General features: G+C 47.3%; 22 protein-coding genes and 2 pseudogenes. 12 read left to right on the forward strand and 12 right to left on the reverse strand.

The window, feature by feature from the left end; genetic code table 11:
• Positions 1-46 precede the first annotated feature (46 nt).
• Positions 47-991, forward strand: a complete 945-nt coding sequence (locus tag ATN88_RS13870) for a LysR family transcriptional regulator (protein WP_067416913.1) — start codon at positions 47-49, stop codon at positions 989-991.
• Between the two features lie 28 nt (positions 992-1,019).
• On the opposite strand, the gene ATN88_RS13875 is transcribed toward ATN88_RS13870, so the two are convergent.
• Positions 1,020-1,448 carry a MarR family winged helix-turn-helix transcriptional regulator gene (locus ATN88_RS13875; RefSeq protein ID WP_067416917.1) on the reverse strand — a complete coding sequence of 143 codons (429 nt, stop codon included), beginning with the start codon at positions 1,446-1,448 and terminating at the stop codon, positions 1,020-1,022.
• A gap of 160 nt (positions 1,449-1,608) precedes the next feature.
• Here ATN88_RS13875 and ATN88_RS13880 point away from each other — a divergent pair, with 160 nt between their 5' ends.
• From ATN88_RS13880 to ATN88_RS13890, 3 genes are all read left to right on the forward strand, one after another.
• Positions 1,609-1,914: a DUF3861 domain-containing protein gene (locus ATN88_RS13880; RefSeq protein WP_067416921.1), complete on the forward strand. Its 306-nt coding sequence runs from the start codon at positions 1,609-1,611 to the stop codon at positions 1,912-1,914.
• 326 nt (positions 1,915-2,240) lie between these two features.
• Entirely contained in the window at positions 2,241-3,080 is an 840-nt protein-coding gene (locus ATN88_RS13885) for a class I SAM-dependent methyltransferase (protein WP_067416926.1), read from the forward strand.
• 176 nt (positions 3,081-3,256) lie between these two features.
• The gene (locus ATN88_RS13890) at positions 3,257-3,463 is read left to right on the forward strand and encodes a hypothetical protein (protein WP_067416929.1); all 207 of its coding nucleotides are present in this window, start codon (positions 3,257-3,259) and stop codon (positions 3,461-3,463) included.
• Between the two features lie 406 nt (positions 3,464-3,869).
• On the opposite strand, the gene tpx is transcribed toward ATN88_RS13890, so the two are convergent.
• From tpx to ATN88_RS13910, 4 genes are all read right to left on the reverse strand, one after another.
• Entirely contained in the window at positions 3,870-4,367 is a 498-nt protein-coding gene (gene tpx / locus ATN88_RS13895) for a thiol peroxidase (RefSeq protein ID WP_067416935.1), read from the reverse strand.
• Between the two features lie 119 nt (positions 4,368-4,486).
• On the reverse strand, positions 4,487-5,662 hold the full coding sequence (locus ATN88_RS13900) for a serine protease (RefSeq protein WP_067416938.1): 1,176 nt from the start codon (positions 5,660-5,662) through the stop codon (positions 4,487-4,489).
• A 17-nt stretch (positions 5,663-5,679) separates the two neighbouring features.
• Positions 5,680-6,333: a hypothetical protein gene (locus ATN88_RS13905; protein WP_067416942.1), complete on the reverse strand. Its 654-nt coding sequence runs from the start codon at positions 6,331-6,333 to the stop codon at positions 5,680-5,682.
• A 66-nt stretch (positions 6,334-6,399) separates the two neighbouring features.
• The gene (locus ATN88_RS13910; protein ID WP_067416945.1) at positions 6,400-7,092 is read right to left on the reverse strand and encodes an outer membrane beta-barrel protein; all 693 of its coding nucleotides are present in this window, start codon (positions 7,090-7,092) and stop codon (positions 6,400-6,402) included.
• A 705-nt stretch (positions 7,093-7,797) separates the two neighbouring features.
• Here ATN88_RS13910 and ATN88_RS13915 point away from each other — a divergent pair.
• On the forward strand, positions 7,798-8,721 hold the full coding sequence (locus ATN88_RS13915; RefSeq protein ID WP_067416949.1) for a transcriptional regulator: 924 nt from the start codon (positions 7,798-7,800) through the stop codon (positions 8,719-8,721).
• Positions 8,722-9,276: 555 nt separating this feature from the next.
• Here ATN88_RS13915 and ATN88_RS13925 read toward each other — a convergent pair.
• The 6 genes from ATN88_RS13925 to cmoA all read right to left on the reverse strand — a co-directional run bounded on the left by ATN88_RS13925 (position 9,277) and on the right by cmoA (position 15,715).
• Entirely contained in the window at positions 9,277-10,434 is a 1,158-nt protein-coding gene (locus tag ATN88_RS13925) for a MalY/PatB family protein (RefSeq protein ID WP_067416952.1), read from the reverse strand.
• Positions 10,435-10,562: 128 nt separating this feature from the next.
• Positions 10,563-11,552, reverse strand: coding sequence for an alpha-L-glutamate ligase-like protein (locus ATN88_RS13930; protein ID WP_067416955.1), 990 nt, complete (start codon positions 11,550-11,552; stop codon positions 10,563-10,565).
• Positions 11,553-11,556: 4 nt separating this feature from the next.
• Positions 11,557-13,062, reverse strand: a complete 1,506-nt coding sequence (locus ATN88_RS13935; protein WP_067416958.1) for an inactive transglutaminase family protein — start codon at positions 13,060-13,062, stop codon at positions 11,557-11,559.
• A 33-nt stretch (positions 13,063-13,095) separates the two neighbouring features.
• The gene (locus ATN88_RS13940; protein WP_067416963.1) at positions 13,096-13,866 is read right to left on the reverse strand and encodes an ATP-dependent zinc protease family protein; all 771 of its coding nucleotides are present in this window, start codon (positions 13,864-13,866) and stop codon (positions 13,096-13,098) included.
• Between the two features lie 90 nt (positions 13,867-13,956).
• Positions 13,957-14,928, reverse strand: coding sequence for a tRNA 5-methoxyuridine(34)/uridine 5-oxyacetic acid(34) synthase CmoB (gene cmoB / locus ATN88_RS13945; RefSeq protein ID WP_067416966.1), 972 nt, complete (start codon positions 14,926-14,928; stop codon positions 13,957-13,959).
• Positions 14,929-14,986: 58 nt separating this feature from the next.
• The gene (gene cmoA, locus ATN88_RS13950) at positions 14,987-15,715 is read right to left on the reverse strand and encodes a carboxy-S-adenosyl-L-methionine synthase CmoA (RefSeq protein ID WP_067416971.1); all 729 of its coding nucleotides are present in this window, start codon (positions 15,713-15,715) and stop codon (positions 14,987-14,989) included.
• A 268-nt stretch (positions 15,716-15,983) separates the two neighbouring features.
• Here cmoA and ATN88_RS13955 point away from each other — a divergent pair, with 268 nt between their 5' ends.
• The 4 genes and pseudogenes from ATN88_RS13955 (at position 15,984) to ATN88_RS13970 (ending at position 21,332) form a co-directional block, all read left to right on the forward strand.
• Positions 15,984-16,775, forward strand: a complete 792-nt coding sequence (locus ATN88_RS13955) for a TetR/AcrR family transcriptional regulator (RefSeq protein WP_067416975.1) — start codon at positions 15,984-15,986, stop codon at positions 16,773-16,775.
• A 227-nt stretch (positions 16,776-17,002) separates the two neighbouring features.
• Positions 17,003-19,335, forward strand: a pseudogene (locus ATN88_RS13960) (efflux RND transporter permease subunit).
• A 17-nt stretch (positions 19,336-19,352) separates the two neighbouring features.
• A complete protein-coding gene (locus tag ATN88_RS13965; protein WP_067416978.1) occupies positions 19,353-20,147 on the forward strand; it encodes an outer membrane lipoprotein-sorting protein in 795 nt (264 codons plus the stop codon).
• A gap of 9 nt (positions 20,148-20,156) precedes the next feature.
• The gene (locus ATN88_RS13970; RefSeq protein WP_067416981.1) at positions 20,157-21,332 is read left to right on the forward strand and encodes a hypothetical protein; all 1,176 of its coding nucleotides are present in this window, start codon (positions 20,157-20,159) and stop codon (positions 21,330-21,332) included.
• A gap of 16 nt (positions 21,333-21,348) precedes the next feature.
• Here ATN88_RS13970 and ATN88_RS13975 read toward each other — a convergent pair whose 3' ends face one another.
• Entirely contained in the window at positions 21,349-22,242 is an 894-nt protein-coding gene (locus ATN88_RS13975; RefSeq protein ID WP_067417586.1) for a DUF72 domain-containing protein, read from the reverse strand.
• 303 nt (positions 22,243-22,545) lie between these two features.
• On the opposite strand from ATN88_RS13975, the gene aspS reads away from it, so the two are divergent.
• The 3 genes and pseudogenes from aspS to ruvC all read left to right on the forward strand — a co-directional run bounded on the left by aspS (position 22,546) and on the right by ruvC (position 25,796).
• Positions 22,546-24,330, forward strand: a complete 1,785-nt coding sequence (aspS, locus tag ATN88_RS13980) for an aspartate--tRNA ligase (RefSeq protein ID WP_067416985.1) — start codon at positions 22,546-22,548, stop codon at positions 24,328-24,330.
• A gap of 191 nt (positions 24,331-24,521) precedes the next feature.
• Positions 24,522-25,268 carry a YebC/PmpR family DNA-binding transcriptional regulator gene (locus tag ATN88_RS13985; protein WP_067416988.1) on the forward strand — a complete coding sequence of 249 codons (747 nt, stop codon included), beginning with the start codon at positions 24,522-24,524 and terminating at the stop codon, positions 25,266-25,268.
• 6 nt (positions 25,269-25,274) lie between these two features.
• A pseudogene (gene ruvC / locus ATN88_RS13990) lies at positions 25,275-25,796 on the forward strand (crossover junction endodeoxyribonuclease RuvC).
• The last annotated feature ends 138 nt before the right edge of the window (positions 25,797-25,934 follow it).

The raw sequence follows: 25,934 nt of genomic DNA on the forward strand, positions 1-25,934 counted from the left end.
TCATATTGGCATCATATTGGTGCCCAAATGGCAACAAAGGTTACTTATGGACTTTCCAAGTCGCCTCCTCCTGCTGTTAGAAGTGGTTGAGCTGGGCTCGTTTACCAAAGTGTCTGAGCAGAAAAACGTCGATCGCTCTGTTATTTCAAAACACATTTCGCGTCTAGAAGATGAGCTCGGGGTGCGTTTGTTGAACCGAACGACACGCTCCTTGTCTTTGACAGCAGCGGGCAATGAAATGGTCAATCAGGCGCGACAGCTTCGTTCGCTTCTGAATGAAACAGAACGATTGGCGCAAAATTATCACGCAGAACCTCGCGGGCTTCTTCGCATTACAAGCTCTTCGATGTTCGGGCGGCAATACGTTCAGGACGCAATATGTGTTTTTCAACAATCCTACCCTGAGGTCGATTTTGAACTGAGGCTTGAAGACCGTGTCGTGGATATGGTGAAAGAAGGGTTCGACATTGGCTTTCGCATCGGCAAGCCGAAGAACTCTAGCTTGATAACGCGAAAGATTGCCCGAAGTCGTGTGCTGATTGTTGCTGCACCTTCGTTTATTGAAAAACATGGTGAGGTGACAACGCTAGCACAATTGGAATCGCTACCTGCGACGATTTATACCGGACCGGGGTTGATGATCGATAAGTTTGGATACCGAGATGCTGACGGACAGCTACAGCATTTCCAATTGAATGGCAGTTACAAGGTCAATGATGTGGAAATGGTGGTAAAGAGTGTCGTTGCCGGTAACACCTTGGCCGTTGTCACGGCGCAAATGATTCAAAACGAAATCTTAGAGGGCAAACTCGTGCCAATTATGACGCACTTAGCGCTTGAAGACTTCGGCACGTTTTACGCTGTTTACCCTCACAGAGATGCGCCGATAAAAACCAAGCTCTTTATCGACACATTGAAAGCGGTTGTCGGAGAGGAAACGCCAATATGGGAGAAGAATATCCCTGGGTTTGAAACGTTATATCAAGGCTAGTTTGAAGTGCTCAAGGCCCCAGCGGGGTTCACTTCGCAGTTAAACTGCTGACCATCTTTTCCAGTACATTCTGGAACACCTTCATTTCGTCTTCTGACACGTCGCTTGTGATCTGCTGCCACATCTTTTTATCGATGTCAGATATCTTAACGAGGATTGCCTGACCACTTTCCGTCACGCGTAAGCATTGGCTGCGTTTGTCTTCAGGGTTAGGTTCCTTCAAAACCAAGCCAGCGTGTAATAATGTGTTCAGAAGGCGGGTTACTTGTGCCTTATCTCTGTCTAACGCGTTTGCGATATCTACCGCGGTACAGTGTGGTTTGTGCGCAATGATCTTCAACACGCGCACGTTCATCGGGGCAATACCCAAGTCCAAATTCTCAATATTTTCTTGGACGTTACGCTTCAAGCTATGAACCAATTTGAACAGTGTGTCTGGTGCTTTGGTGGCAGACATAAGCGATGACCTTTAGAAATGTAGTTGACAATATCAACCAAATAATTATAGTTGATATTGTCAACTTAATTGATGGCGGTTGCAAGCCTGAAAGATGAACCTGTCGTTGAGTTGAATTTGCGTGTGACCGCTGTACTCAAATATTAACGAGGTAAACCCTATGATCCCGAAGATTCAAAGAGAAAAGCAGTATCGCATTACGATTGAAGAAGTCGGTGTTGAACAGGGAGAGACGCTGCAATTTGACTATCAAGATCGTGAAAACGTGTTCAAGATTGTTGAAAAGCTCAAGCAGGGAAGTGGCTTAGAAGCAGATACCGCAACCAGAGTTGGTGTTGCGCTGCGCTTGCTGGGACCGGTGATGATGCACAACCGTAAGCATCCGCTGTTTTCAGATTTCATGCCGCACTTCAAAAGCTTCATGACGAATTTGAAGCGAAAAGTGAAAGAAAGCACGTCTGCGTAAGATCTCTTGCAGAAAACACTCGCACAACCACTTAGACATTCTAAACAGGCACCTTTGGCTAAGCACTAAAGGTGCTTTTTTATCCCCCAAAAGCCAAGATTCATCAGCACGAATGAGCTTTTAAAAAAGCCACCAAAATCACTTTACCGATTTCAAACCTGCTGATACATTCCGCGCGTTATCACTACTCATTGAAAGGAGGTACTTCGAATGAATCGTAATCATCTAACTAGCCTTAATATGCGTCCTTACGTCATCTAGGATAATTGATACCCCTATTTAGAAGGTAAGGACGGCAATCTAACTTATTGTCGGAATTACGAAAAATGTACAAAAAACTTAACGAAGCAACGTCAAAACCTGTTGTATGGTCAGCTTACACGGCCGATGTACTGTGGACAGATAGCCACATTGCTAAGCAAATGCTGGCGTTTCACCTGAACCAAGATATAGAAGCAGCATCTCGCTCGTTTCGCTTTATCGATGACTCAGTGAACTGGCTGGTTTCTGAATTCGGTCTGAATCAAGATTCGCGAACGATCGATTTTGGCTGTGGACCAGGCCTTTATACACAGCGACTGAAACAACATGGCGTGGGCACTGTTGTTGGGCTCGACTTCTCACAAAACTCACTGGAATACGCCGCAGAGCAGGCAAAGGTGTCTCACTTAGACATCGAGTACCATCTAGGTAATTACCTGAACTACAGCGATTCACGACAGTTTGACCTGATCACGCTGGTTATGTGTGATTTGTGTGCGCTAAGCCCTGAACAACGCTCGACCTTGCTTGCTAAGTTCAAAACGTTACTAAAGCCTGACGGCGTGATTGCACTTGATGTATACACGACGATTCGGTTTGAAAAACTGACTGAATCTCTGAGCCTGAACAAGAATGCGATGAACGGTTTTTGGAGTGCCCAAGACTACTGGTGCATTCAATCAAACTTCTTGTACGAGGCAGAGCGCGTATCGTTGGACAAATATGTTATCAGCGAAGCGGACCGAGAAAGAACAGTTTACAACTGGCTACAACATTTCACCGTTGACATGTTAAGCCAAGAGCTGGAAACCCATGGATTAGAAATTCGCGCGACCTATAGTGATCTGCGCGGCAATCCGTTGGAAGAAGGCGATGAAATGGCGGTGATAATCGGTCACAAGTAAAAAGCCATGCAATCAAATCGGGGCGAATGTATCGCCCCGTTTTTGTATCTAAAAATCCTCTCGTTCGCCCAATCTCTTCCCTCTTAACTTTCTGTTTGATGGTGTTTATTGAAAATTTTGGAAATTTCAAACCCCATGTATGCTGGTGGTATTTAGTATCACTTGAGGTTATCGCCATGCTTTTCACCATCATCAGTACAGTAGTGGCATTCTCCGTTGTAGCAACATTGCTCAGCCCAAACGCACCAGCTTGGCTGCAATGGGTGTCGTGGACTTATATTTTGATCTGGGTTGCGATTGGTTTGTTTGCGATTAACGCAGACAAAATCGGCAAATGGGCAGACAGAAAGGAATCGGAATTGCGTTCGAAGTTGAATAAATGAGCGCAGACTGTGCAGTGAGCACCTGCTCTGCGACTTTAAGAACGAATGTATCAATGCGGTCGCGTTGACTCTCTTTTGTTGCTATTTCCCACAAAAAGAGGGGGTGTTGAACACCCCCCAGAAAAGAAACGAGTCACCGCATGTCAGGTGCTTTCAATCAGGTGATAGCTGATGTCATTATTTCGATGGATTCGAAATTGTATGTACATCTGCACCACTTGATTTCACGTCTAATACGTTCCAGCACCATATTCCTTATGACAGACCTCTTAGCAAGATCAACGAATTTACTTCGAACAAAGAGACAAGTGATGAGGGTATGAAGCTCATCAATATGCTGTCCTTCTTGTCCGGTTAACGCCTGATACTCGCTAATTAAGTCGGTGATTTGAGTCAACATAGGCTATTAAAGAAGTGATAGAGCTGCATCGTATGATGGTTCTTCAGTAATTTCCTTAACAAGTTCACTATAAATAACAATGCCATCTTCATTGAGAACGACAACTGCACGAGAGGCGAGCCCCTCAAGTGGGCCATCAGTAATTGCTACACCATAGTTTTTGGCAAAATCAGGTGCTCTGAATAAAGATGCCGTCTGTACGTTGTGAATATTCTCTGTTGAGCAGAATCGTTTAGTCGCAAATGGCAAGTCTGCAGAAACGCAAAGTACAACCGTGTTTTCCTTGTTTGCGGCAACTTCGTTAAATGTTTTCACACTGGTAGCACAAACGGGTGTATCTATGCTCGGGAAAATGTTGAGCACTAGCTTTTTGCCTTTGAAATCTGCCAACGTAACGTCCGAAAGATCGGCAGTGCATAGCGTAAAGTTTGGGGCCATTTGTCCAGCAGTAGGTAGGCTTCCTGCAATGGAAACAGGGTTTCCGAAAAAAGTAACAGCTGACATTTTAGATCTCCTTTTTTTTGCTTTTTATGTTGGGTATTACCCACTCGTTATTTTTTCCTAACCGTGACGTTCTTTGTCGTCATGTTTTTTGAATCGAACGTCAGAGGTAAAGGTTTCATTCAAGAAAACGTTGAACGAGACCTTAATCTACTTGGCGTTTGCTTTTCGCGTCGTATGAACGCGAGCAGCACTAACGCACAAAATGTAACAGTACCCATGGCGCCGCCAGACGCTTCAGGCGTGCTGGGGCGGGATGGTGTCGCAGTCTTAGGCTTCTCTGGTGAGATAGTTTGTGTGGCACTACTCTTGATAACCGTTGCATCTGGGCAATTCCCAACCATGCATTGCTCAATCCAGTTTTTGTAAGTGGAAACTTGCGTGTATACAGTAGAGGTTAATCCGCAACGGTACCCGCTTCTGAAATGGTTGCCACCCCAGCTGGTGATTCCTATCAGGTACATGGTTTTATCCGAAGGGTTTTCCCAAGCCATTGGTCCTCCGGAGTCTCCCCGACAGGCACCAATCTGGTGAGTAGGGTCATTTATGGCTGAACCTTTTGCACCTGCGCAGATAAACGCATTTTCGTCGTTGAGCATATTGGGAATGTAAGCACCGCTATTTGCAAACTCATTGAACTCCTCCTGACACTGCCCATCAGTAATGGCATAGGTATGAACCGACTGGAGTTTGTCCAGCATTACGAATTTGCTAACTTTCGGGTTGATGTGTCCATAGCCACTGATAAGTTGAGAGGGATTCGGTGAGCGTTTTGTATTCTCTGCAATCGAATCGTAGTCCTCCTGTACTTTGTGCGATGCTAGTGCAATTGCTTTTGCTGGCTTTGACACGGAGTTGTGGAGCTCAATTAAAGCAATGTCGCTATACATATCATTGCTGTTTTTATCCCAGGCTTTGTGGATGTAGACAGTTTTGGCCTGAACCGCACGTTGTTTGAACTCTGGGTCACCTTTGTCAGCGACTCCAGTTGAAATATAAACATCATCTGCGGTTTCAGGGTTCATCTTATAAAGGTTGGCAATCTTTATATCCATGCAGTGTGCTGCAGTTAGTACCCATTTCGCTTCGCCACTGTCGATGTCTTCAATGACAGTGCCGCCGCAAACTGATGGAATGCCAAGCGCATAACTCTCTACATAAGCCTGCCAAGGAACATCCCGAATATCGGTATCGCTGCCATTTAAAATGTAAGCAGAAGCGTTGCCTTGTGCGGCAAATGCTTGGGTGTGAAAAAGCGAAGCCAATGCCAGTGACAAGGGCCAAATCAACTTATGCATAAATACTCCGGAGATACTTAGTTCAGCGGTTTAGAAAGTGAAACGTTGTCGCGTGATTCCAGTTGATTCGCATGTATCGCATCGACTTTTCCAGCAAAGCTTTGGCTGCATTCATAGATGGCAGTGTTCCAGACTCTGGCTAGAAAGGCTTTGAATGACGTGGCCGTTAAGCTGTCGAATGGCATCAAAAAATGAGAGGTTGTTTCACTGCCATTCATCTCATCACGAAAAGCACAACTTTCACTCCCAGATAGAAGAAGATTCTTGTCGCTATCGTAAAGCTTGAAGCTCACACTCGCAGTTGCATTACTTTCACCGAAAACTGTTCCTGGAATTGTCATTGAGTTATCTTCCAGTAGATATTCAACCGTGTAATTCGCTTGTTTAAGGGTGCTAACTTCATCAGAGGTGACTGTATTAACTGAATATCCGTTTTCCTCAAGTGCTAACTGTGTTTGATGAGCAATAGATGAATAAAAATCAAACTCAAAATGTTGGATGTCGTATTGCTCAATGCTTTCTTTATTATTGTTTTTAATATCAGTTATTAGATTGATGGATGCTTTGCAATCGTTGCCACAGGTAGAGACGTTACTTTGGTTATTTAGATGTACGCTATGTGTACAAGCAGTAAGCAACATCGCAGCAGCTAAGTAAAAAAGTGTTCGCATGATTGATAAGTCTTTGATAGTTGGAAAGGGGGCTTGAACTAAAACTGTATAAGCCCCCAATATTCGTTAGAAGCTGTAATTAACGCCAGCGAATACACTGAACTGTTTGTCATTCTTGTATTCGAAGCTTGAGCCGTTGTTTTCGAATTTGGTGACGTTGTCATTGAGATGCATATAATTAACGCCAGACTCGATTGACCAGTTCTGATTTATTGCATAGCCAATGCTGGTATTAACGCCCACAGCAAGACCTTTTGATGTCAACTTCGTTAAGTCAGTACCGTGAATGAGTCGATGAGAGTCAATCGTTACTTCTGATGAATAATGACCAAGGCTACCTCCAATTACCCAATACAATCGATCGCTCAATGGGTGTAAGTAATCCAATCCAAAACCAAAGATATTTTCTTGTCTTTTTATATCGACCTTGCCAATCTGGATATTCGCGCTTGTCATTACTCTAGAGTGAGCCGAGTCTTCATTCGATACTCGCCAAAAAGCATAGGCTCTCAGGTTGTTATTGATTGTGTAGCCCAGTTTCAAATCATTGTATAGTTGGTCATCCAGTGCATTACCCGCATCTTTGACGTCTTGTTCAAAGTTACCCGTTGCATTTGAAGCAGACATCTCTGAGTTATTGTTTGTATAGCCGAGATCAAAACCAAGATACACTTCGTCTAGATTAAATGGTGTGGCGGAAAAGGCACCTGTGGAAAATAATGCCAATACACTTGCTGCAAAGTAAATGCTTTTATTCATGGTTCTTTCTTCTATAAATTAAGATATAAAAAGGCCATATTATGTCGAGATAATATGTTCTAGGTTTTTGTTTTTTGCTGTCGTGCTTAATTGTTTTCGTTTTACGTTGTGATTATTTACAACGTAACGATACGCCAGTAGTGAAATCGAGGAGCATTCTGCGTAAAAACGTGATGGCGATCTAAATAAAAATCAAATAAAAACCACATTACTTTAAAATTCCCACACTTAAAGGGTGGTTTATTTTTTATTAAGCTGTTGATATTTAACGCTTTAGATTTTTCTTGACTGTTTGGGGGCCGGTTGCAAGTTTAACAATGAGGTCGATGGGGTATAAGTGCTTCCGCTAGTGCTTTTGTTCCATCGGGAGTCGCGAGATTTAAGTCACCATGTGTGTGATTCTCATCATTGAGTACAAACCGCAATAGAATTCTATAAATAAATTCGATAAGTCTATGATGGAGCGTAATTAGGCTTGATATTGCCATTTTTCACCTCTAAGCTATATAGTTATCAGTGCTTTATGATGCTTTTAATTAGTGTGTTCTAATGTTTTCATTATCATGAAGGCAGGTATTTAAATCCAACCAATTGAACTTAAAGCTAATAGGTAATATCACTATATTTAATGGGCGGTTTTATAAAAATGAGGGGATGTATTTTATGAATTGTCTAAAGAATTTTTTTGAAGGCAGGAAGTAATCAATGCCTGATACAGCTAAAGCATATGGCTTCTCGGATATTGTGTACTTCTCGGATACAAGGACAGTTGTATTTGAATCTGGACGGAAAGAGCAACTCAGTCCGATAGCGGGAAAGGTTTTCATATTACTGCTTGAGAATGCAGGTACAGGTGTAACGAAAGAGGAGTTCTTCTCATCATGCTGGGGGAACGCCGTTGTTTCCGATCAATCTCTTACGAATGTTGTCTCAAACCTCCGAAAAATTTTAAAACTGAGCGTTAAAAGTGGCGTTCAGATAAAGACGATAAGTAAGGTTGGCTACATCCTCAATGTAGAGGGAGATATATCAATCAGTATTGATGTGGATGACTCGGGGAGTTTTGGTTTATCCGCAGAACCATTGGGTGACGAGTTTGAGACAGATAAGCCGTTTTATATCAACAAAACAATAGTTCCTGAAGACTCGGTGCAATCACAAGAATCCAGTGCACCTCATCACAATTCATCACTGTCTTCCAAACCAATCAGCAAAAAGTTTATCGCGATGTTGGTGGTTGTGGCAGTTACGTTTGCTTGGATGACTTTCTTTGTTCTTTCTAAGATTGAGCATAGCGTTAGCAATCCACCCTACTTTATGGACGCTCAGGAGTATGCACTTAGTCACCGGATAGGCGACATTACTCTCTTTGCGAACTCAGAGAGTGCGATGGAAGCAGCATCTGCTTTCTTGGAAGGCGAAGGTCGTCGGATTGTAGATAACTGTCATTTAACTTTTTATTTGCGACGATACTCTTCAATTGATCGACCATCATTGAATGCATTAAATATATTCATTGTTAATCAAAGAAATCAAACGCTGAACTATGTTGTTTCTAAAATTGAGCACAGTACATCATGGATACCTTTAAGAAACCTCTTATCAAACGAAAACTTATTTTGCCAATAGTGCTCTTATTCTCGGGTTTAGTAGGTGTCCTTCTGCATGTGCTTGACGAGGAGCGGAAACACGACAGTTTAGTCGCCACCAGTTGGCATTGTGAAATCTTGAAAACCGGATTTTTATCGGAAGCTTTCCATAACTATCATTCGATTTTTGAGAGGATGACTCTGACCTTCGCATCTCGAAGCCAATTCAACATAAGAGAGTTTGTAGAGGTGACAGATAAGTCAGGTAACGTAGAGAAGCTGGAGAACCTGTACTTTGGAACATATCTTCTAAAAGGAAACGAGTTAATCGTCAGTTTCCAGGATGTTAGACAAAACCTACAGCATTCCGATGACGTAATTAATCTTGATTACCTTGAATTTAAAGGAGTAAAAGTAAGATACGCATTGAGTGTAAATAACGATAATCTATACTTCTACTCCAATAATCGTAATGAGATTTACAACCTTGCTTGTTTCACTTCCTCTTAGCGGGAAAGAATAGGCTTTGTAATTTTGCTGCATAACCGCGGCTGTTGAGGTTTCAGCTAGATGCTATACCGCCGCGGTTTCATCATTAATCCAACCTAGCAACCGCTGCTTTCATCCTTCTCAATGCCTCTTCCAGCGTCTTGCGCGTACAACCGAAGTTCAATCTGACAAATTTGCGGTTACCGAAATCTAAACCCGGTGAAAGGCCAACGCCTGCTTCTTCAAAAAAGCGGTGTGGGTTGTCTACGGGCAGTTCTGAGCAATCAATCCATGCAAGATAGGTCGCTTCAATGTGTTCGAGTTTCAAGTAAGGCAGTGCGTTGATTTCACGCATTAGCAGATCTCGGTGTCCTGCAAGGTAGCAAAGCTGCTCTTGAAGCCACGCTTCACCGTGTTGGTAAGCTGCTTCTGCGGCGGTGAATGCCAAGACGTTCACACCCGGTACAATGCCGCGTTTTACCTTGTTAAAACGTGCGCGGATGTTTGGGTTCGGGATAATCGCAATGGAAGCACCTAGACCTGCAATATTGAAGGTTTTGCTCGGTGCCATCAGGGTGACGCTGCGTTGTGCGGCGCGCTCGTTGACGCTCGCAAAAGGAATGTGTTTCAGGTCGCCATCCAAGATGAGGTCGCAGTGGATTTCATCGGAGCACACAAGAAGATCATGCTTTTCCGCAAAGGCGAGAGTTTCTTCCAACTCTTCTTTGCGATAAACCGTACCGCCAGGGTTTAGTGGGTTACACATTTGCAGCAATCCACCTTTTGCCTTGAGCTGCTTTTCTGCTTCGTCTAGATCAGGCAGCCAGCGACCCTTTCTCAAGACGACAGGGGCTTTAACCAGTGGCCTTTCTGCAAACTTGGCTGAGGAAATAAACGGGGGGTAGATTGGACTTGGGCTGATGATGGTTTGTCCCTCTTCGCTTAACGCGCGAGCCGCAATATTCAAGCCACAAACAAGGCCTGATAGGTACACGATCCACTCAGGCTCAATGTGCCAGTTGTAGCGTTCAGCCATGCGCTTAACAAAGATGTCAGTCAGAGTGTTGGACGCGTGAGTGTAACCAAATACACCGTGTGCAACGCGCTCTTGCAGTGCATCGATAACGGCTGGCGGCGATTGAAAATCACTGTCAGCGACCCACATTGGCAGAATGTCGGTGCCTTTGTACTTGTCCCACTTGTCACTGCAACTTGTTGTACGGTCGACTTCCTTATCGAAATCAAACTGACCTGATCCTGACATACTGCTTTCCTTGTTCGTTGATATAAAACGAGCTTACAGAAAGAAAAGGGCAGGGGTAAAGCGGGAAATGAAAGAGGACGGCGTTTCGTGAAATCAGAAACAAAAAATCGGGCCGCAGCCCGATTTCGTCAGTATTTATGACCCGGTGTGTTCGTCCCGTGGAAATGCTTCGACACGTAAGCCACACGTTCGGCAGGTGTGGTCGGTGTTGCTGTTTCGCCTAGTGCTTCAATATGGCGAAGTCTTGGCAGCAAACCACAACCGTTAGCAATCTGAATGGCGAGACCCGGACGCGCGTTTAGCTCAAGCACCATTGGGCCTTTTTCTTTGTCGAGCACCATGTCGGTACCGAGATAGCCCAACCCTGTCATTTCCCACGCGCTAGCAGCCAACGTCAGCAGCAACTCCCAGTGCGGCACTACCAACTCGCTCAGCAGCCTACCCGTGTCTGGGTGGTGTTCAATCGGGCGGTTGAACTGCACAGCGCGCAGTGCTTTGCCCGTTGAAATATCGATACCCACACCCACCGCACCTTGGTGCAGGTTGGCTTTACCGTCGGATGCCGCCGTCGACAGGCGCATCATCGCCATGACAGGGTAACCTTTGAACACGATAACGCGAATGTCAGGTACACCTTCGTAACTGAAGCCGTCGAACACATCATCAAATTGAATCAGGTTTTCAACAACAGCCACGTCGTTTTTACCACCCAGCGAAAACAGGCCAGCCAAGGTATTGGTGATGTGACGTTCAACGTCTTGTTTGCTCACTTCAGAACCAGACGGTTTTTTGTAAACACCGTCTTTGTTTGAAGTGACAACCAGAATACCTTTACCGCCGGAGCCTTGAGCGGGCTTTATCACAAAGCCCGGCCAATCTTTTACCATCTCATGGATGGATGGAACGCTGTGCTGCTCGCTGATCACGCCAATCAGTTCAGGCACGGTTGCGCCAGCCTGTTGCGCGATACGCTTAGTTTTAAGCTTGTTATCAACCAGCGGGAACAGCTTACGGCTGTTGTAGCGGCCAATGTAGCTGATATTACGGCGGTTCATGCCCATAATGCCGGCTTTGTTCAGCTTAAAGGGTGAAGTGTACTTCTCTAGAAAACTAAACATAGGTTTAGTCCTTCACCAGCGGTTTAAAGCGTTTTAGCTCACTCAAGCGGTAGCCTGTGTAGTTACCTAGCATCAAGATCAGAGCCAGAATCACCAGTTGAATACCGATGAAGTTGAACGTCACGTGGCGAACCAGTTCGTTGGTCATCGCAAGGTAAACCAGCACGGCTGTCAGCAGTGAACCACCACCTTGTACGATAACTTCTTTCGCACCTTCCTCTTCCCACAGAATCGACATACGTTCGATGGTCCAAGACAGGATGATCATTGGGAAGAAGGTGATAGAGAGACCTTCCACTAGTCCAATCTTAAAGGCCACCACGGTGAACACCGAAATGATCATGATAACCGTGATGATCACGGCCGATATTCGGGCCACAAGGAGCAAGTTAAGCCTTGATAGGTAACTTCGAATAACCAGACCTGTACCGACAATCAGCAAGAAGCCGACAATACCTGGCACTAGCTGCGTTTGTACGAACGCCACCGCAATCAACACGGGCATGAAGGTACCTGAAGTTTTCAGACCCACCAAGACACGGAGAAGCACCACAATCAAGGCACCAATTGGCACAAGCATGATGGTTTTGAACATCGCTTGTTCTTCGATTGGCAGGCTATGAATAGAGAAGTTCAGCAGACTTTCGGCCTGAATTTTCTCATTGGTGGCTTGTTGCGGGCTAATGTCCTGCGAAATGATCGAGAAGCTGACCTGACTGTTAGAGCCACCCATGACTTCCAACAACGGCGTGCCTTTCTCGTTCCAAAGCAGCAGGTTGTCTGGTGAACCTTGTGCGCCGGTTTCGATGTTAAATAGCTGCCACGCGGTGTTATCCCAAATCTCGACCATTGGGATAATACTTTGGCGACGGCGGCCGTCTTCCAGTTGGAGTGCACCGACTACGCGAGCGTGAACGCCTTCAAGGGAAAGGATGGCAACAATCGCATCACCTTTGCTCATTTCCTTCGTAATCAGTGCCGCGTTCTGGCTGTCTTTGTCGTTGAACTGTTTGATGAGCTCACGGGCGAGGGTGGCGTTATCCGCAGAGCGAGAACGCGCCTGATCCAACATTGCCTCAGCAGCGGTTTTTAGGGGGCCATCCAGTGCTACTGGCGTCACCTCACCAAGTGGTGGTTCGGTTGGAACTTTGGCGTTTTCATCCACCAACATTTGGTTTTTGAAATAGAGAATCTGTTGGCCGTAAGCTTCGCGCTTTGTCCATTCGGCGCGGCGACCGTTTTCGGTGTTAACCAATGCAAACCCGTAGCCTGGCGAGCTGGTATTTTCATTGATTAGCGTAAAACCTTGCTGGGTGTCCGGTGTGGCTAAAGAAACCTTAACCGGCTCACCTTTGGCGTCAAACTCAACACGGGCTTCCACTTCCCATACTTGATGTTTCTGGCCTGCTGTCCATGGCACACCGTACACGTCGTGACGGTAAATGCTCATGCCCAGTCCCACGATGATCAGCAGACTGATGAGTAGATAAAAGGGGATGCGTGAAGTCATTATTTCCTCATTGCTCGCACAGTTAACCGTGCGTTATTTCTGTTCGGCGGCAAACTTTGGATGAATGTACGACTGACTGACGTCAACCACGGCGATGTCTTTGAAAAATTCGCGTCCAAGCAGCACTGGGAATTCCATTTGCGAGCGGTCAGCCAGTGTGAATTGGGTTTTCTCATGCAGGTCGCCAAGTCGAATGCGAAGCTCTACCACAGGGCGGCGCTCCAATTCTTCGGCAGAAGCCTGACGGATTTTCACCCAGCGCTTAACCGGTGCTTCGATAGTGGCAACTGAGAGGTCAGCTTCTTCGGTGTCTTTATTGGGTGCGGTGTGCGCCAGTTTGAAACTGACCCAGGTTTTTCCATCACGCTCAAACTCTTGAATGTCTGTTGCATTCAACGAAGAGGTGGTGGCACCAGTATCTACACGCGCTTTGTAATTGGAATTCGCAGCATCAATCCAAACCCACTCAGTTTCGCCCAAAATCGTCTTGCCTTGCGCTTGTGGAACAGGGATTTCTCTGTCTACGTAAACCACTTTCGGTTCTGGCTCATTAGCCACTTGGCGCGCTTGGGTATTGCTGACGATTTTCAGCGTGTCAGACATGTCGGATACTTGCTGTTCCAAGGTTGCGATACGTGTCTGCTGAGAAGCCAGATGGTCGTTAAGAGCAACGTAATCTGTCTTGAGATTGGTCTCTATATTATTGATTGCATCTAAGGTTTGCTGATGTTGTTCTTGAGATGTCAGGCTGCAGCCAGAGAGAACGGCAGAAAATAGAATCAGCAATCCGCTGCGAGTTAGCATGTAGAGCTCCGTGCTGAGATTAAGGAATTGAATTTATGGAGTTTAGTTTATCTTGAAAAAAAGGGCGCGAGAAGCGCCCAATGTCATAGGTTAGTCAGGATTTCGTGCGACGAGGATTGCGCGCTTCGGTGCTGGGTAACCTTCAACAGTTTTTGTCGGATCGTTTTGATCCAGGTAGTCTGGCAGTGAGTTATGCGTCATCCAATCTGTGGTGCGCTGCTCATCTGTGGTAGTGACACATTCATCAACAATGCGCACATCAACAAAGCCCACTTTCTCCAGCCACACTTTCAGTGCTTTTGCTGAAGGGAAGAAGTACACATTGTGCATTTGAGCGTAACGACTGAACGGCACCAATACGGCGTTTTCGTCGCCATCGATAACCAGCGTTTCCAGCACCAACTCACCGTTTTTCACCAACTGGTTTTTCAGTTGGATCAGGTGGTCAAGCGGCGAACGACGGTGATACAACACGCCCATGCTGAATACGGTGTCGAATGCTTTCAGCTCTGGCAGCTTTTCAATACCCAGCGGCAGCAGGTGCGCGCGCTGGTCATTACCCATCAGGCGACGGATGGCTTCAAACTGCACAAGGAACAGCTCTGACGGATCGATACCGACAGTTAATTCTGCACCTTCACCCAACATGCGCCACATGTGGTAACCGTTACCACAGCCAACATCCAGTACATAGCGGCCTTTCAGTGGCGAGATGTGCGGAAGTACGCGATCCCATTTCCAGTCTGAACGCCATTCAGTGTCAATGTGAATGCCGTGCACATGGTATGGGCCTTTGCGCCAAGGATGGAAAGAGCGCAGCAGGTTTTCGTACTTCGCGCGTAGGCCTTCTGGCAATTCGTTGTCACTGCCAATGGTCACGCTGTCTTTGATGTCGATGGTTGACGGTGCATCCATCGGAATTTTTTTCAGCACACGCATCCACTTTGGTAGGTCACCGTGTGGTTGGTTCTGCCATTCAGTCAGTTGCGCTGGCAATACGTTTAGCCAGTTTTGCAGACGGTTTTTAGCAATCAGTTGGTAAAAATCTGAAAAATCGAACATGGATATTCTTTCTTATATTGCGTCGTGAGCGACAGTGTTCCCACGCCGTTTTTCAACATTATTTAATGGCGAACATAGAGCCGAAGTTAAAACACTGGAACCAAACGGCTGCGCTGCTGAAGCCGATATTGCTCAGGCGCTGCTTGTGGCAGTCGATCGTGTCTGGCTTCATCACGTTTTCTAACGCGCTGCGCTTTTGGCTGATTTCCAGTTCGCTGTAACCGTTCGCACGTTTGAAATCGTGGTGCAGGTCGATCAAAAGCTCATGCGCGGTTTCATCAGCAAAGCTATATTTCTCTGACAAGATCAGAATGCCACCAGGTTTCAGACCTGCGTAAATCTTCTCAAGCAGAGCCTGACGGTCAGCAGGGTTCAAAAACTGCAGCGTAAAGTTCAGTACAACCACAGACGCATTTTGGATGTCCACGTTACGAATATCGTCTTCGAGGATCTGAACATCAGTGTCAGAGCGGTAAGCATTCACGTGCAGTTTGCAGCGTTCTACCATTGCAGGTGAATTATCAACGCCGATAATGGTGCAGTTCGCTGCTTTGATATGTCGGCGCATAGACAGCGTCGCGGCACCCAGCGAACAACCCAAATCGTAGATGTTTGAGCCGTCGGTCGCATAGCGCTCCGCCAGCATACCGATCGCTGAAATAATATTGCTGTAGCCCGGTACCGAGCGTTGAATCATGTCCGGAAAAACTTCAGCAACATTTGCGTCGAACGTGAAGTCACCCAGTTTTTCAATCGGCGCAGCAAAAATGTTATCGCGATTGGCCATCTGAACCTGCCTTAAATTGGCGCACATGAATCCGTTTTCGACTTCCTAACGTACAGTGCATTGTTAAATCTGTAGCGTAGGGGTCCGTCCAACGCTAAAAAGGCGCGTATTGTAGAGAATTTTACGTGAATTGTCTCTATACAGCGGGGGCATTCACCAATTAATGGTCTTGAAATCGGTCAAAATCTTCTCACTTAGATCGAAGAGTCGTTTTTAGTTTCGATATTAACCATGCTATAAGTGCAATGATCTTATTTGGGAATTCACTATGTTAGAGCAATCCATCGACAATGCGTTGTCCGACATTAGCGGAGAGCATGAAGCTACTCTGAGCCGCAAGCAGATCGCGATTAAAGAGCGAGAGAAAGAACTCCTCGATATTGCGCGCACGGTTGTTGCTCGTGAAGGTTTCGCGCAATTGACGATGGATAAAGTGGCAGCGGCCAGTCCTTACTCAAAGGGCACGGTGTATAACCACTTCAACAGCAAAGAAGATTTGATCGCTGCACTTGCGATTGAAGCACTAAGCCGCGAACTGCCAATGTTCAAAAGGGCGTTGGACTTTAACGGCACCAGCCGTGAAAAATGTATCGCCATGCATGCTGGCTACTTTGTATTTTCCCAATTGGAACCTATCTTGGCGATGTGCGCCTTGGTAAGCCGCACACCTGCGGTAACAGAAAAAAGCGCACCATCTCGACTGCAAAAGCTCGATCAATTAGAAGAAATCGCTGTGGCGATTGGCGATGCATTTGTCCAAGCTGGCCTTGATGCGGGTGATTTGGCGATGCGAGACGATGTATCCAAAGACAACATCGTTTTCGCAAACTGGGCGATGGGCTTTGGCACCAACGCCTTGGTGAATAACGCACAACACAGCAGCTGTGTGTCTCGTCAGTTGAATACCAATATCGTACTCATGAACATCAACTTCTTGCTCGATGGCTTGGGCTGGAAACCTCTCTCTACAGAGTTTGATTATCAACAAACGTGGGATCGCGCTCAGAGAGAATTATTCTCTGAAGAAATTGCTTTGTTAAATCAATATTCTGAAATGTGACGATTCGTCAAAAACCTCTTCACATTGAATAAATGTTGTCCTATATTGACGAAAAGTCAGCAATGACGAATCGTCATATTTGCTGTGAATAGATCAACGTCAGCGCACTCGGTGCGTTTTTTAAAGACTGGTTGTTGACGAAACGTCAAATTCACAGCGTCTGTCAGGGAAGCAGTAAACCAGCCATGCTGGTTTTTTTAATCAGAGTTTATGACGGATCGTCACAAATGGAGAGTGTGATGAAACGTGATTTATCCCAATGGCCAACGGCAAGGCCTTGGTTGTTCTTATTCTTAAGTGTTTTTATATCGCTATTAGCAGCGTTCGGCGCGTCCAAGCTTTACTTTCGTGGCGACTACCAAATCTTCTTTGATGAAGGCAACCCGCAGCTTCAAGCGTTCAAAGAGCTCGAAGCCACCTTCAACAAAACCGACACCCTTGCGATTGTCGTAGCCCCAAAAAATGGCGATGTGTTTACGCAAGAAAACTATCCCTCTTGCAGTTCCTGACCAATGAAGCGTGGCAAACACCATATGCCAGTCGCGTTGACTCAATCACTAATTACCAGCACACCTCTGCCGAGTATGACGACCTATTAGTGGAAGACTTGGCGGCGGAATACATCGCACTGGATAACGCGCGAATCGCTTATATCCGCGACGTAGCGCTCAATGAACCGCGACTGGTGAACTCCGCGATTTCTCAAGACGGCAGTGTGTCCGTAGTGACGATCACTTTCCAACTGCCAGACGGCGACCAGACGATTCAAGTTAACGAAATAGCCGCCTTTACTGACAGTTTGCTTGCGAAAGCAGGGGCGGAATACCCGAACGTCGAGTTCCATCTCGGTGGCATCATTGCAATGAATAAAGCGTTTGCCGCGGCTGCAATGGAAGATGGCAACACGCTGGTGCCGATGATGTTCTTCATAATTTTGGTGTTCTTAGGCTTAATGCTGCGTTCTTGGAAATTCGTGGCGGCGACGTTAACGGTAATAGTGCTTACTATCATCAGCACCATGGGACTGCTTGGTTGGGTAGGGCACTACCTGAACAACGGCACGGTGAACGTTCCGACATTGATCATGACACTTGCCGTCGCGGACTGTGTACACGTTATAACCTCCTATGTGCATGCGTTGCGTGAAGGCAAAGATAAATCAGCAGCTATCAGCTATGCGCTAAAGGTGAACTTCCTTGCACTACTGATCACATCTGTGACGACGGCTTTCGGTTTCTTGATGATGAATGCGTCGGATTCTCCGGTACTGCGTGATATGGGTAATCTTGCTGCTGTTGGTGTAATGATTGCGTTCTTCCTGTCAGTGACTTTGTTGCCAGCGATGCTGAAACTGATGCCAATGAAGGTCAAACCTGCCAAAACGGGCAGTAGCAAAATCATGGCTTGGGTAGCGGATACTGTGATTGAACGTCACAAGCTTATCCTACCGCTGAGCGTGGTTGTCGTTGCCGTGACTGCGTCACTCATGGTGCAAAACCAAGTGAATGACAACTCTGTGGAATACTTCGGGCCAGAGAATACCTTCCGTCAGGCCGCTGACTTTATGGAAGAAAACATCAGTGGTACCACGGCGATCAGTATTTCAATCAAGTCCGGTGCGCCTCAGGGCATCACACATCCTGATTTTCTGAAATCCGTGGATGACTTTACCTCCTGGCTTCGTGTTCAGCCGGAAGTGGACCACGTGGCGTCGATTACCGATACCTTCAAACGCCTGAACAAGAACATGCACGGTGATGATGAATCTTTCTATCGCCTGCCAACCGATCCTGAACTCGCGGCGCAATATCTGCTGTTGTACGAGATGTCTTTGCCTTACGGCTTGGATCTGAACAATGAAGTGAACATCGACAAATCTGCAGTGAAGCTTTTACTGACCATCGATAACCTCGGCAGTGTGGATCTGATTGAACTCGAAGAACGCATGGACGCTTGGTTTGCTGCAAATGCCTCACAGTACGAGATGGTGTCCTCTGGTCCGAACCTGATGTTTGCGCACATTGGTGAAACCAACATGGCTAGCATGTTGAAAACCTTACCAATTGCCTTGGTGCTTATTTCTGGTCTGTTGGTGTTTGCACTTCGCTCATGGCGTCTTGGCGCAATCAGTCTGGTGCCGAACTTGGTGCCCGCCATTATCGGCTTTGGTATCTGGGCGGTGGTCTCTGGCGAGATTAACCTTGGGCTTTCCATCGTTATCACCCTGACGCTCGGTATCGTTGTCGATGACACCGTGCACTTCCTGTCGAAATACCGCTACGCCCGCTTGCAAGGTCGCAATGTGGAAGAAGGTATTCGCTATGCCTTCAGCACTGTAGGTCGTGCACTTTGGATCACCACTGTGGTCTTGGTGGCAGGCTTCAGTGTGCTGGCAACCTCGGTTTTCCGCTTGAACGCAGACATGGGCATGTTGAGTGCGATGGTGATTTTCATCGCCCTGATTGTCGACTTCATCTTGCTGCCTGCCGTGCTGCTGGTGGCTGACCGTAAACCTTATGCTCGTGAATCAGAAGAACTGGTTACACAGACCGCACAATAATATTCAAGGAGTGAACAATGAGCATGATTAAGAAGATTTCACAGGCTGTGGTTGTTGCGTTGAGCCTGACAAGTGTCTCTCTTCCATTGGCTGCAGATGAAGTGCGTGGATTAGAAATCGCAAAAGAGCGCAAGCAGCGCGATGAAGGGTGGGGTGACACTGTGTCTGAGCTTACCATGGTGCTTCAAAACGCAGCAGGTGATACCAGCCAGCGTAAGCTTCGCATCAATACCCTTGAAATTGCCGATGATGGTGACAAAGGGCTCACCATCTTTGACGAGCCGCGTGATGTGCGCGGAACCGTATTCCTGAACTATTCACACGTTGAAGGCCCTGACGATCAGTGGCTTTATTTACCGGCACTAAAGCGCGTTAAACGTATCGCGTCGCGCAACAAGTCAGGCCCTTTCATGGGCAGCGAGTTTGCTTACGAAGACTTGAGCTCGTTTGAGCTTGAAAAGTACAGCTTCAATTATTTAGGCGATGAGCAGTTTGCTGGCGTGGACAGCTACCTCGTCGAGCAAATTCCTACCGACAAATACTCAGGTTACACGCGTCAAAAGGTGTGGCTGGATAAGGAACATTATCGTCCGCTGAAAGTCGAGTTTTACGACCGCCGAGATACCTTGCTAAAGACGCTGACGTTTGAAGATTACCAGCAGTATCTTAACCAATACTGGCGCGCACATGAAATGGTGATGCAAAACCACCAGACTGGCAAAGTCACGACGCTGACGACAAGCAAACTGGCGTTTAACACGGGCTTGGAAGAGAAAGACTTCTCGAAATCCAGCCTGAAACGTGCACGCTAGGAGGGCTGAATGAAGTCAGCAGTATTAGGGGCTGCGCTGGCATTGACCGCGCTGCCTTTAACCGCCAATGAGTTGTTTGACGTTGAAGGTGAGCTCTCGATCCAGCAGCGACAATTTGCAGAAACGGGAGCCCAAGGACAAGACAAAAGCCAAACGTCAATCGCGATTGAGCCTGAACTGTATTGGGAATCTGATGAGGGAAACACGAGCTTTGTGTTTTCCCCGTTCTTCCGCTGGGATTCGCTGGACGATGACCGCACTCATGGAGACGTGCGCGAAGCGTTGTTAATGCATTATCAGGACAATTACGAAGTTCGTTTTGGTGTCGGCATTGTGTTTTGGGGGGTAACGGAATCTCAGCATTTGGTCGATGTGATTAACCAAACCGATGCGGTTGAAGCAGTGGACGGTGAAGTGAAACTCGGACAGCCTATGGTAAGTGTTGGCTGGGAGTTTGATGACAGCCTGCTGGATGTTTACCTTCTGCCATATTTCAGAGAGCGTACTTTCGCAAGCGAAGACGGTCGACTGGCGTTTCCCGGCCTTGGCGATACAGATGCGCAGTACGAATCTCGTCATGAAGCGTTCTATCCCGACCTTGCTGCACGTTACGCGGTGACGTATGAAGAATGGGATATTGGTTTAAGCGGTTTCCACGGCACCAACCGAGATCCTTACTTTATTAATGATCTCTCAAACAACATCGCCCCTTACTATGCGTTGATGACGCAAATAGGCGTGGATGTGCAGGCAATATACGGGGATTGGCTTTGGAAAGCGGAAGCAATCCGTCGTTATAGCTTGGACACCAATACTGCGTTTACAGGTGGTTTTGAGTACACCTATGTGGGTGTGAATGAGGGCATTACCGATTTAGGGTTTTTGGTCGAATACCTTTATGACAGCCGAGGCGAAGACGTACCTGTTGCAGGGCAAAACGATGTGTTCGCGGGGCTTCGCTGGGTGTTGAATGATTTGGATGGCACCGAGTTTTTGTTGGGTGGCACGGTGGATTTGGACGACGCAGATTCTAAAACCATTCGATTGGAATCAAGCGGTCGATTCTCCAACGACTGGAGTTGGACCGTCACAGGATGGCTATTTGATTCTAACGATGCGTCCGACCCTATCTACGCGTTGAGAAAAGACGACTTCCTCGAAGCAGAAGTGAGTTATTACTTCTAGGTATTCCCAATAAACCTTAAAGCAACGCCATTTGCCCGTCGCTTGGATCTTCTGGTTTTAGAGGAGCCAGCGGCGGCAGTGTAATGTGCTTTTGTAGCTGCTCATAGAAATGCACAGCAAGCTGCGGAGCCTGATCGTTGTTGGCTGTGTGGATCATCAAATACGGCGTTTTCCCTTCATGGATCCATACGGGGATCTTGCGAATCCAATTGGCAAAGAAGTGATCGTTACGCGCAAGTGTTGGATCGCCGATAAATCGTACCATCGGGGTTTCTGCCGTCGAAATAGCATGCACTGGCACTTTGGGCTTTTTCTGCTGAGCATCAAGCAATGCATCGGTGTCAGGCGGCACGGCAAACACAGGGCGACTGTCCATAATGATTCGGTTTGCACCTGCCTCTATCAACATCGCATTCAGGGCTTTTTCTTCCTCGCCTTTGGCAAAAAAGGCGGGATGGCGAACCTCAATGCCGACCTTAAACGCGCGTGGCATTGAGGAGAGAAAACGCTGCAAATCCCCTAAGTTCTCTGGCCCAAACGCCGCGGGAAGTTGGATTTTCCAAAGCCCTATGCGCTCGTGCAACGGCTGCATCAGGGTGATGAATTCAGACACCATGGCATCGGAGTGACGCAACATCATTTGATGCGTGATGGGTTGTGGAAACTTGAAGGTGAAACTGAAGTTGTCGCTGGTGGCTGCTTTCCAATTGGCAACCGTGGCATGCGACGGACTGGCATAAAAGGTTGTGTTGCCCTCAACTGTGTTAAACACTTCAGCGTATCGCGCTAAACGCTCACCCGATTTTGTGCCCGCAGGATAAAACTCGCGTTGCCAAGCATTGTGTGACCATTGCGTCATGCCGAGGCGAAGCGGTGGTGTGGAAAGTTGGGAGAGGGGCGTTTGCAACATCATGTCCTTATGGTTGTGGTCGCGCTTATTGTGGCTTGAGAGCTTCCAAAAGGTCAAACCCACGATTTGATGTTGTTGAGTTGGCTGTTTTTTGCGCGATTGCGACGAATTCTCCCAATCGGCGGGCTACGATTTACCGCAACGTTAAATTTTCCTTTATAATGCTCCGTCTTTTTGAAATATTCAGACTTTGGCTGTTTGTTCTCAATCAGCGGAAGTTCGCAGACATGTCTGCAAACCTACATTCGACACTTTACGTTTACGGACGTAAAAGGACAGTTAGTAACAGATCGGGAAATTCATATGCGCACCCAATATTGTGGTCACCTGAACAAAGCCCTAGCAGGGCAAACTGTAGAACTATGCGGCTGGGTTAACCGTCGTCGCGATTTAGGCGGTCTTATCTTCATCGATATGCGTGACCGTGAGGGTGTCGTTCAGGTAGTTGTAGACCCGGATATGAAAGATATCTTCGAGGTTGCTAACCAACTGCGTAACGAATTCTGTATCAAAATCACGGGTGAAGTACGTCTACGTCCTGACAGCCAAATCAACAAAGGTATGGCAACAGGTGAAGTAGAAGTGCTGGCTCGCGGCGTTGAAATCATCAACCGTGCTGCGCCACTTCCACTGGACTTCAACCAAAACAACTCTGAAGAACAGCGTCTGAAGCACCGTTACCTGGATCTGCGTCGTCCTGAAATGAGCGACCGCATCAAACTACGTGCGAAAGCGTCTAGCTTCGTTCGCCGTTTCCTGGACGAAAATGGCTTCCTGGACATCGAAACCCCAGTACTGACCAAAGCGACACCAGAAGGTGCACGTGACTACTTGGTACCAAGCCGTGTTCACAAAGGCAGCTTCTACGCTCTGCCTCAGTCTCCTCAGCTGTTCAAACAGCTACTGATGATGTCTGGCTTCGATCGTTACTACCAAATCGTTAAATGTTTCCGTGACGAAGACCTGCGTGCAGACCGTCAGCCAGAATTCACCCAAATCGATATCGAAACTTCTTTCATGACCGCAGAGCAAGTGCGTGAAGTGACTGAGAAGATGGTTCGTGACATGTGGCAAGAGCTGCTGAACGTCGATCTGGGCGACTTCCCACAAATGACGTTCGAAGAAGCGATGCGTCGTTTCGGTTCTGACAAACCAGACCTGCGTAACCCGCTGGAAATGGTTGACGTTGCAGACCTGCTGAAAGACGTTGAATTCAAAGTCTTCTCTGGCCCAGCAAACGATCCTAAAGGCCGTGTAGCGGTAATCCGCGTACCAGGCGGTGCTGAACTTTCTCGTAAGCAAATCGACGACTACACCAAGTTCGTCGGTATCTACGGCGCGAAAGGTCTGGCATGGGTGAAAGTAAACGACCGTGCAGCTGGCATGGAAGGCATTCAGTCTCCTGTTGCTAAGTTCCTGAACGAAGAAGTAGTTAACGGTATTCTTGAGCGCACTGGCGCAGAGACTGGCGACATCATCCTGTTCGGTGCTGACAGCAAGAAAGTGGTTACCGAAGCAATGGGCGCACTGCGTCTGAAGCTGGGTACGGATATGGGTTTGACTGACACCAACAAGTGGGCACCACTGTGGGTTGTTGATTTCCCAATGTTCGAAGAAGACGACGAAGGTAACCTGCATGCGATGCACCACCCATTCACGTCTCCACTGAACGTATCGCCAGAAGAGCTGAAAGCAAACCCTGCTGCCGTTAACTCTAACGCGTACGACATGGTTCTGAACGGTTACGAAGTGGGCGGTGGTTCTGTTCGTATCCACAACCCAGAAATGCAAACTGCAGTATTCGACCTACTGGGTATCGAAGCTGAAGAGCAAAAAATCAAATTCGGCTTCCTGCTTGAAGCACTGAAGTACGGTACGCCACCACACGCAGGTCTGGCATTCGGTCTTGACCGTCTGGTTATGCTGCTGTGTGGCACCGAGAACATCCGTGATGTTATCGCGTTCCCGAAAACGACTGCGGCTGCGTGTCTGCTGACAGATGCACCAAGCGAAGCAAACCCTGCGGCACTGGAAGAGCTGGCTCTGACCATCTCTGCGGCAGCGAAGAAAGAAGAAAACGACGCGTAAGTCGACATTCTTTAAGAAAAATAAGGCCAGATTATCTGGCCTTATTTGTTTCTAAAATCGAGAAAATTTTGGGCTGTATTGAATCAGATATGGGTGTCGTCTCAAACAAGCCAGCTCTGTTTTGCTATAAAGCCAAGATTAAAGTAACAAACTCAGCGGTGTGTCGGCTGCTGATACAGGAGATATAGAGAATGGCAGGTCATAGTAAATTCGCCAATATCAAACACCGTAAAGCGGCGCAAGATGCAAAGCGCGGCAAGATTTTCACCAAGCTGATCCGCGAAATCACAGTGGCAGCGAAAGAAGGTGGTCCAGAACCAGAAAACAACCCTCGTCTGCGTGCTGCCATTGATAAAGCACTGTCAAACAACATGACGCGTGATACGGTAAACCGCGCGGTAACTCGTGGTGCAGGCGGTGAAGGCGACGAGAACATGGAAACCGTTATCTATGAAGGTTACGGTCCAGGTGGCACGGCAGTTATCGTTGAGTGTATGACGGACAACCGTAACCGCACGGTATCTGGTGTGCGTCACGCGTTTTCTAAAGCAGGGGGCAACCTAGGCACTGATGGCTGTGTAAGCTACCTGTTCGACAAGAAAGGTGTGATTTCTTACGCGCCAGGCCTGGATGAAGACGCAGTGATGGAAGCGGCACTGGAAGGTGGCGCAGATGACGTTGAAACCAACGATGACGCATCTATCGACGTTTACACCACACCGGAAGACTTCGGCTCAGTAAAAGATGCGCTGGACGCGGCTGGTTTCGAAGCGCAGAACGCAGAAGTGACGCTGGTGCCATCAACGAAAGCCGATTTGGACGCAAGCACAGCACCTAAATTGCTGCGCCTGATTGATGCACTGGAAGACTTGGATGATGTTCAAGAGGTATACCACAACGGCGATATCTCTGATGAGGTAGCGGCGACGCTGGAATAATCCTCGATGGCGATCATTCTCGGGATCGATCCCGGCTCTCGGATCACAGGATATGGCGTGATCCGTCATCAAGGTCGTCACCTTGAATATCTCGGCAGTGGTTGTATTCGTACAGACTCAGAAGATTTGGCGGGTAAGCTTGGCCAAATCTTTGCCGGTGTCAGCGAAGTCATCACCCAGTTTCAGCCAGATACCTTTGCCATCGAGCAGGTGTTTATGGCGCGAAATGCAGACTCAGCACTAAAGCTAGGTCAGGCGCGTGGCAGTGCGATTGTTGCTGCGGTGAATGCGGGCTTGCCAGTGAGCGAGTACGCAGCACGTTTGATTAAGCAAGCGGTGGTCGGCAAAGGCAGCGCGGACAAGAAGCAAGTGCAAGCGATGGTTGTGCATATGCTGAAACTCCCAGCCACACCGCAAGCCGATGCGGCGGATGCTTGGCAGTTGCAATCTGTCATGCCCACACCAATCACACATTGGTGGCAATGGCGGGGGCAGGCCAAAGGGGCTCGTCGCGGGCGTTACCGATAAGTAAACTGTCTTACTAAAGCAGCCTCAGGGCTGCTTTTTCTTTCTCTGTTTTCCGTTATTTGATACGCCAAATTTTTCCTACACTTTTTGAATCATCGTCATCTCACTACTAAGAGAAAACCGGGGCTGGGTCTATGT

The sequence above is a fragment of the Enterovibrio coralii genome (assembly GCF_001559595.1).
In the GTDB taxonomy this organism is placed as follows: Bacteria; Pseudomonadota; Gammaproteobacteria; order Enterobacterales; family Vibrionaceae; genus Enterovibrio; species Enterovibrio coralii.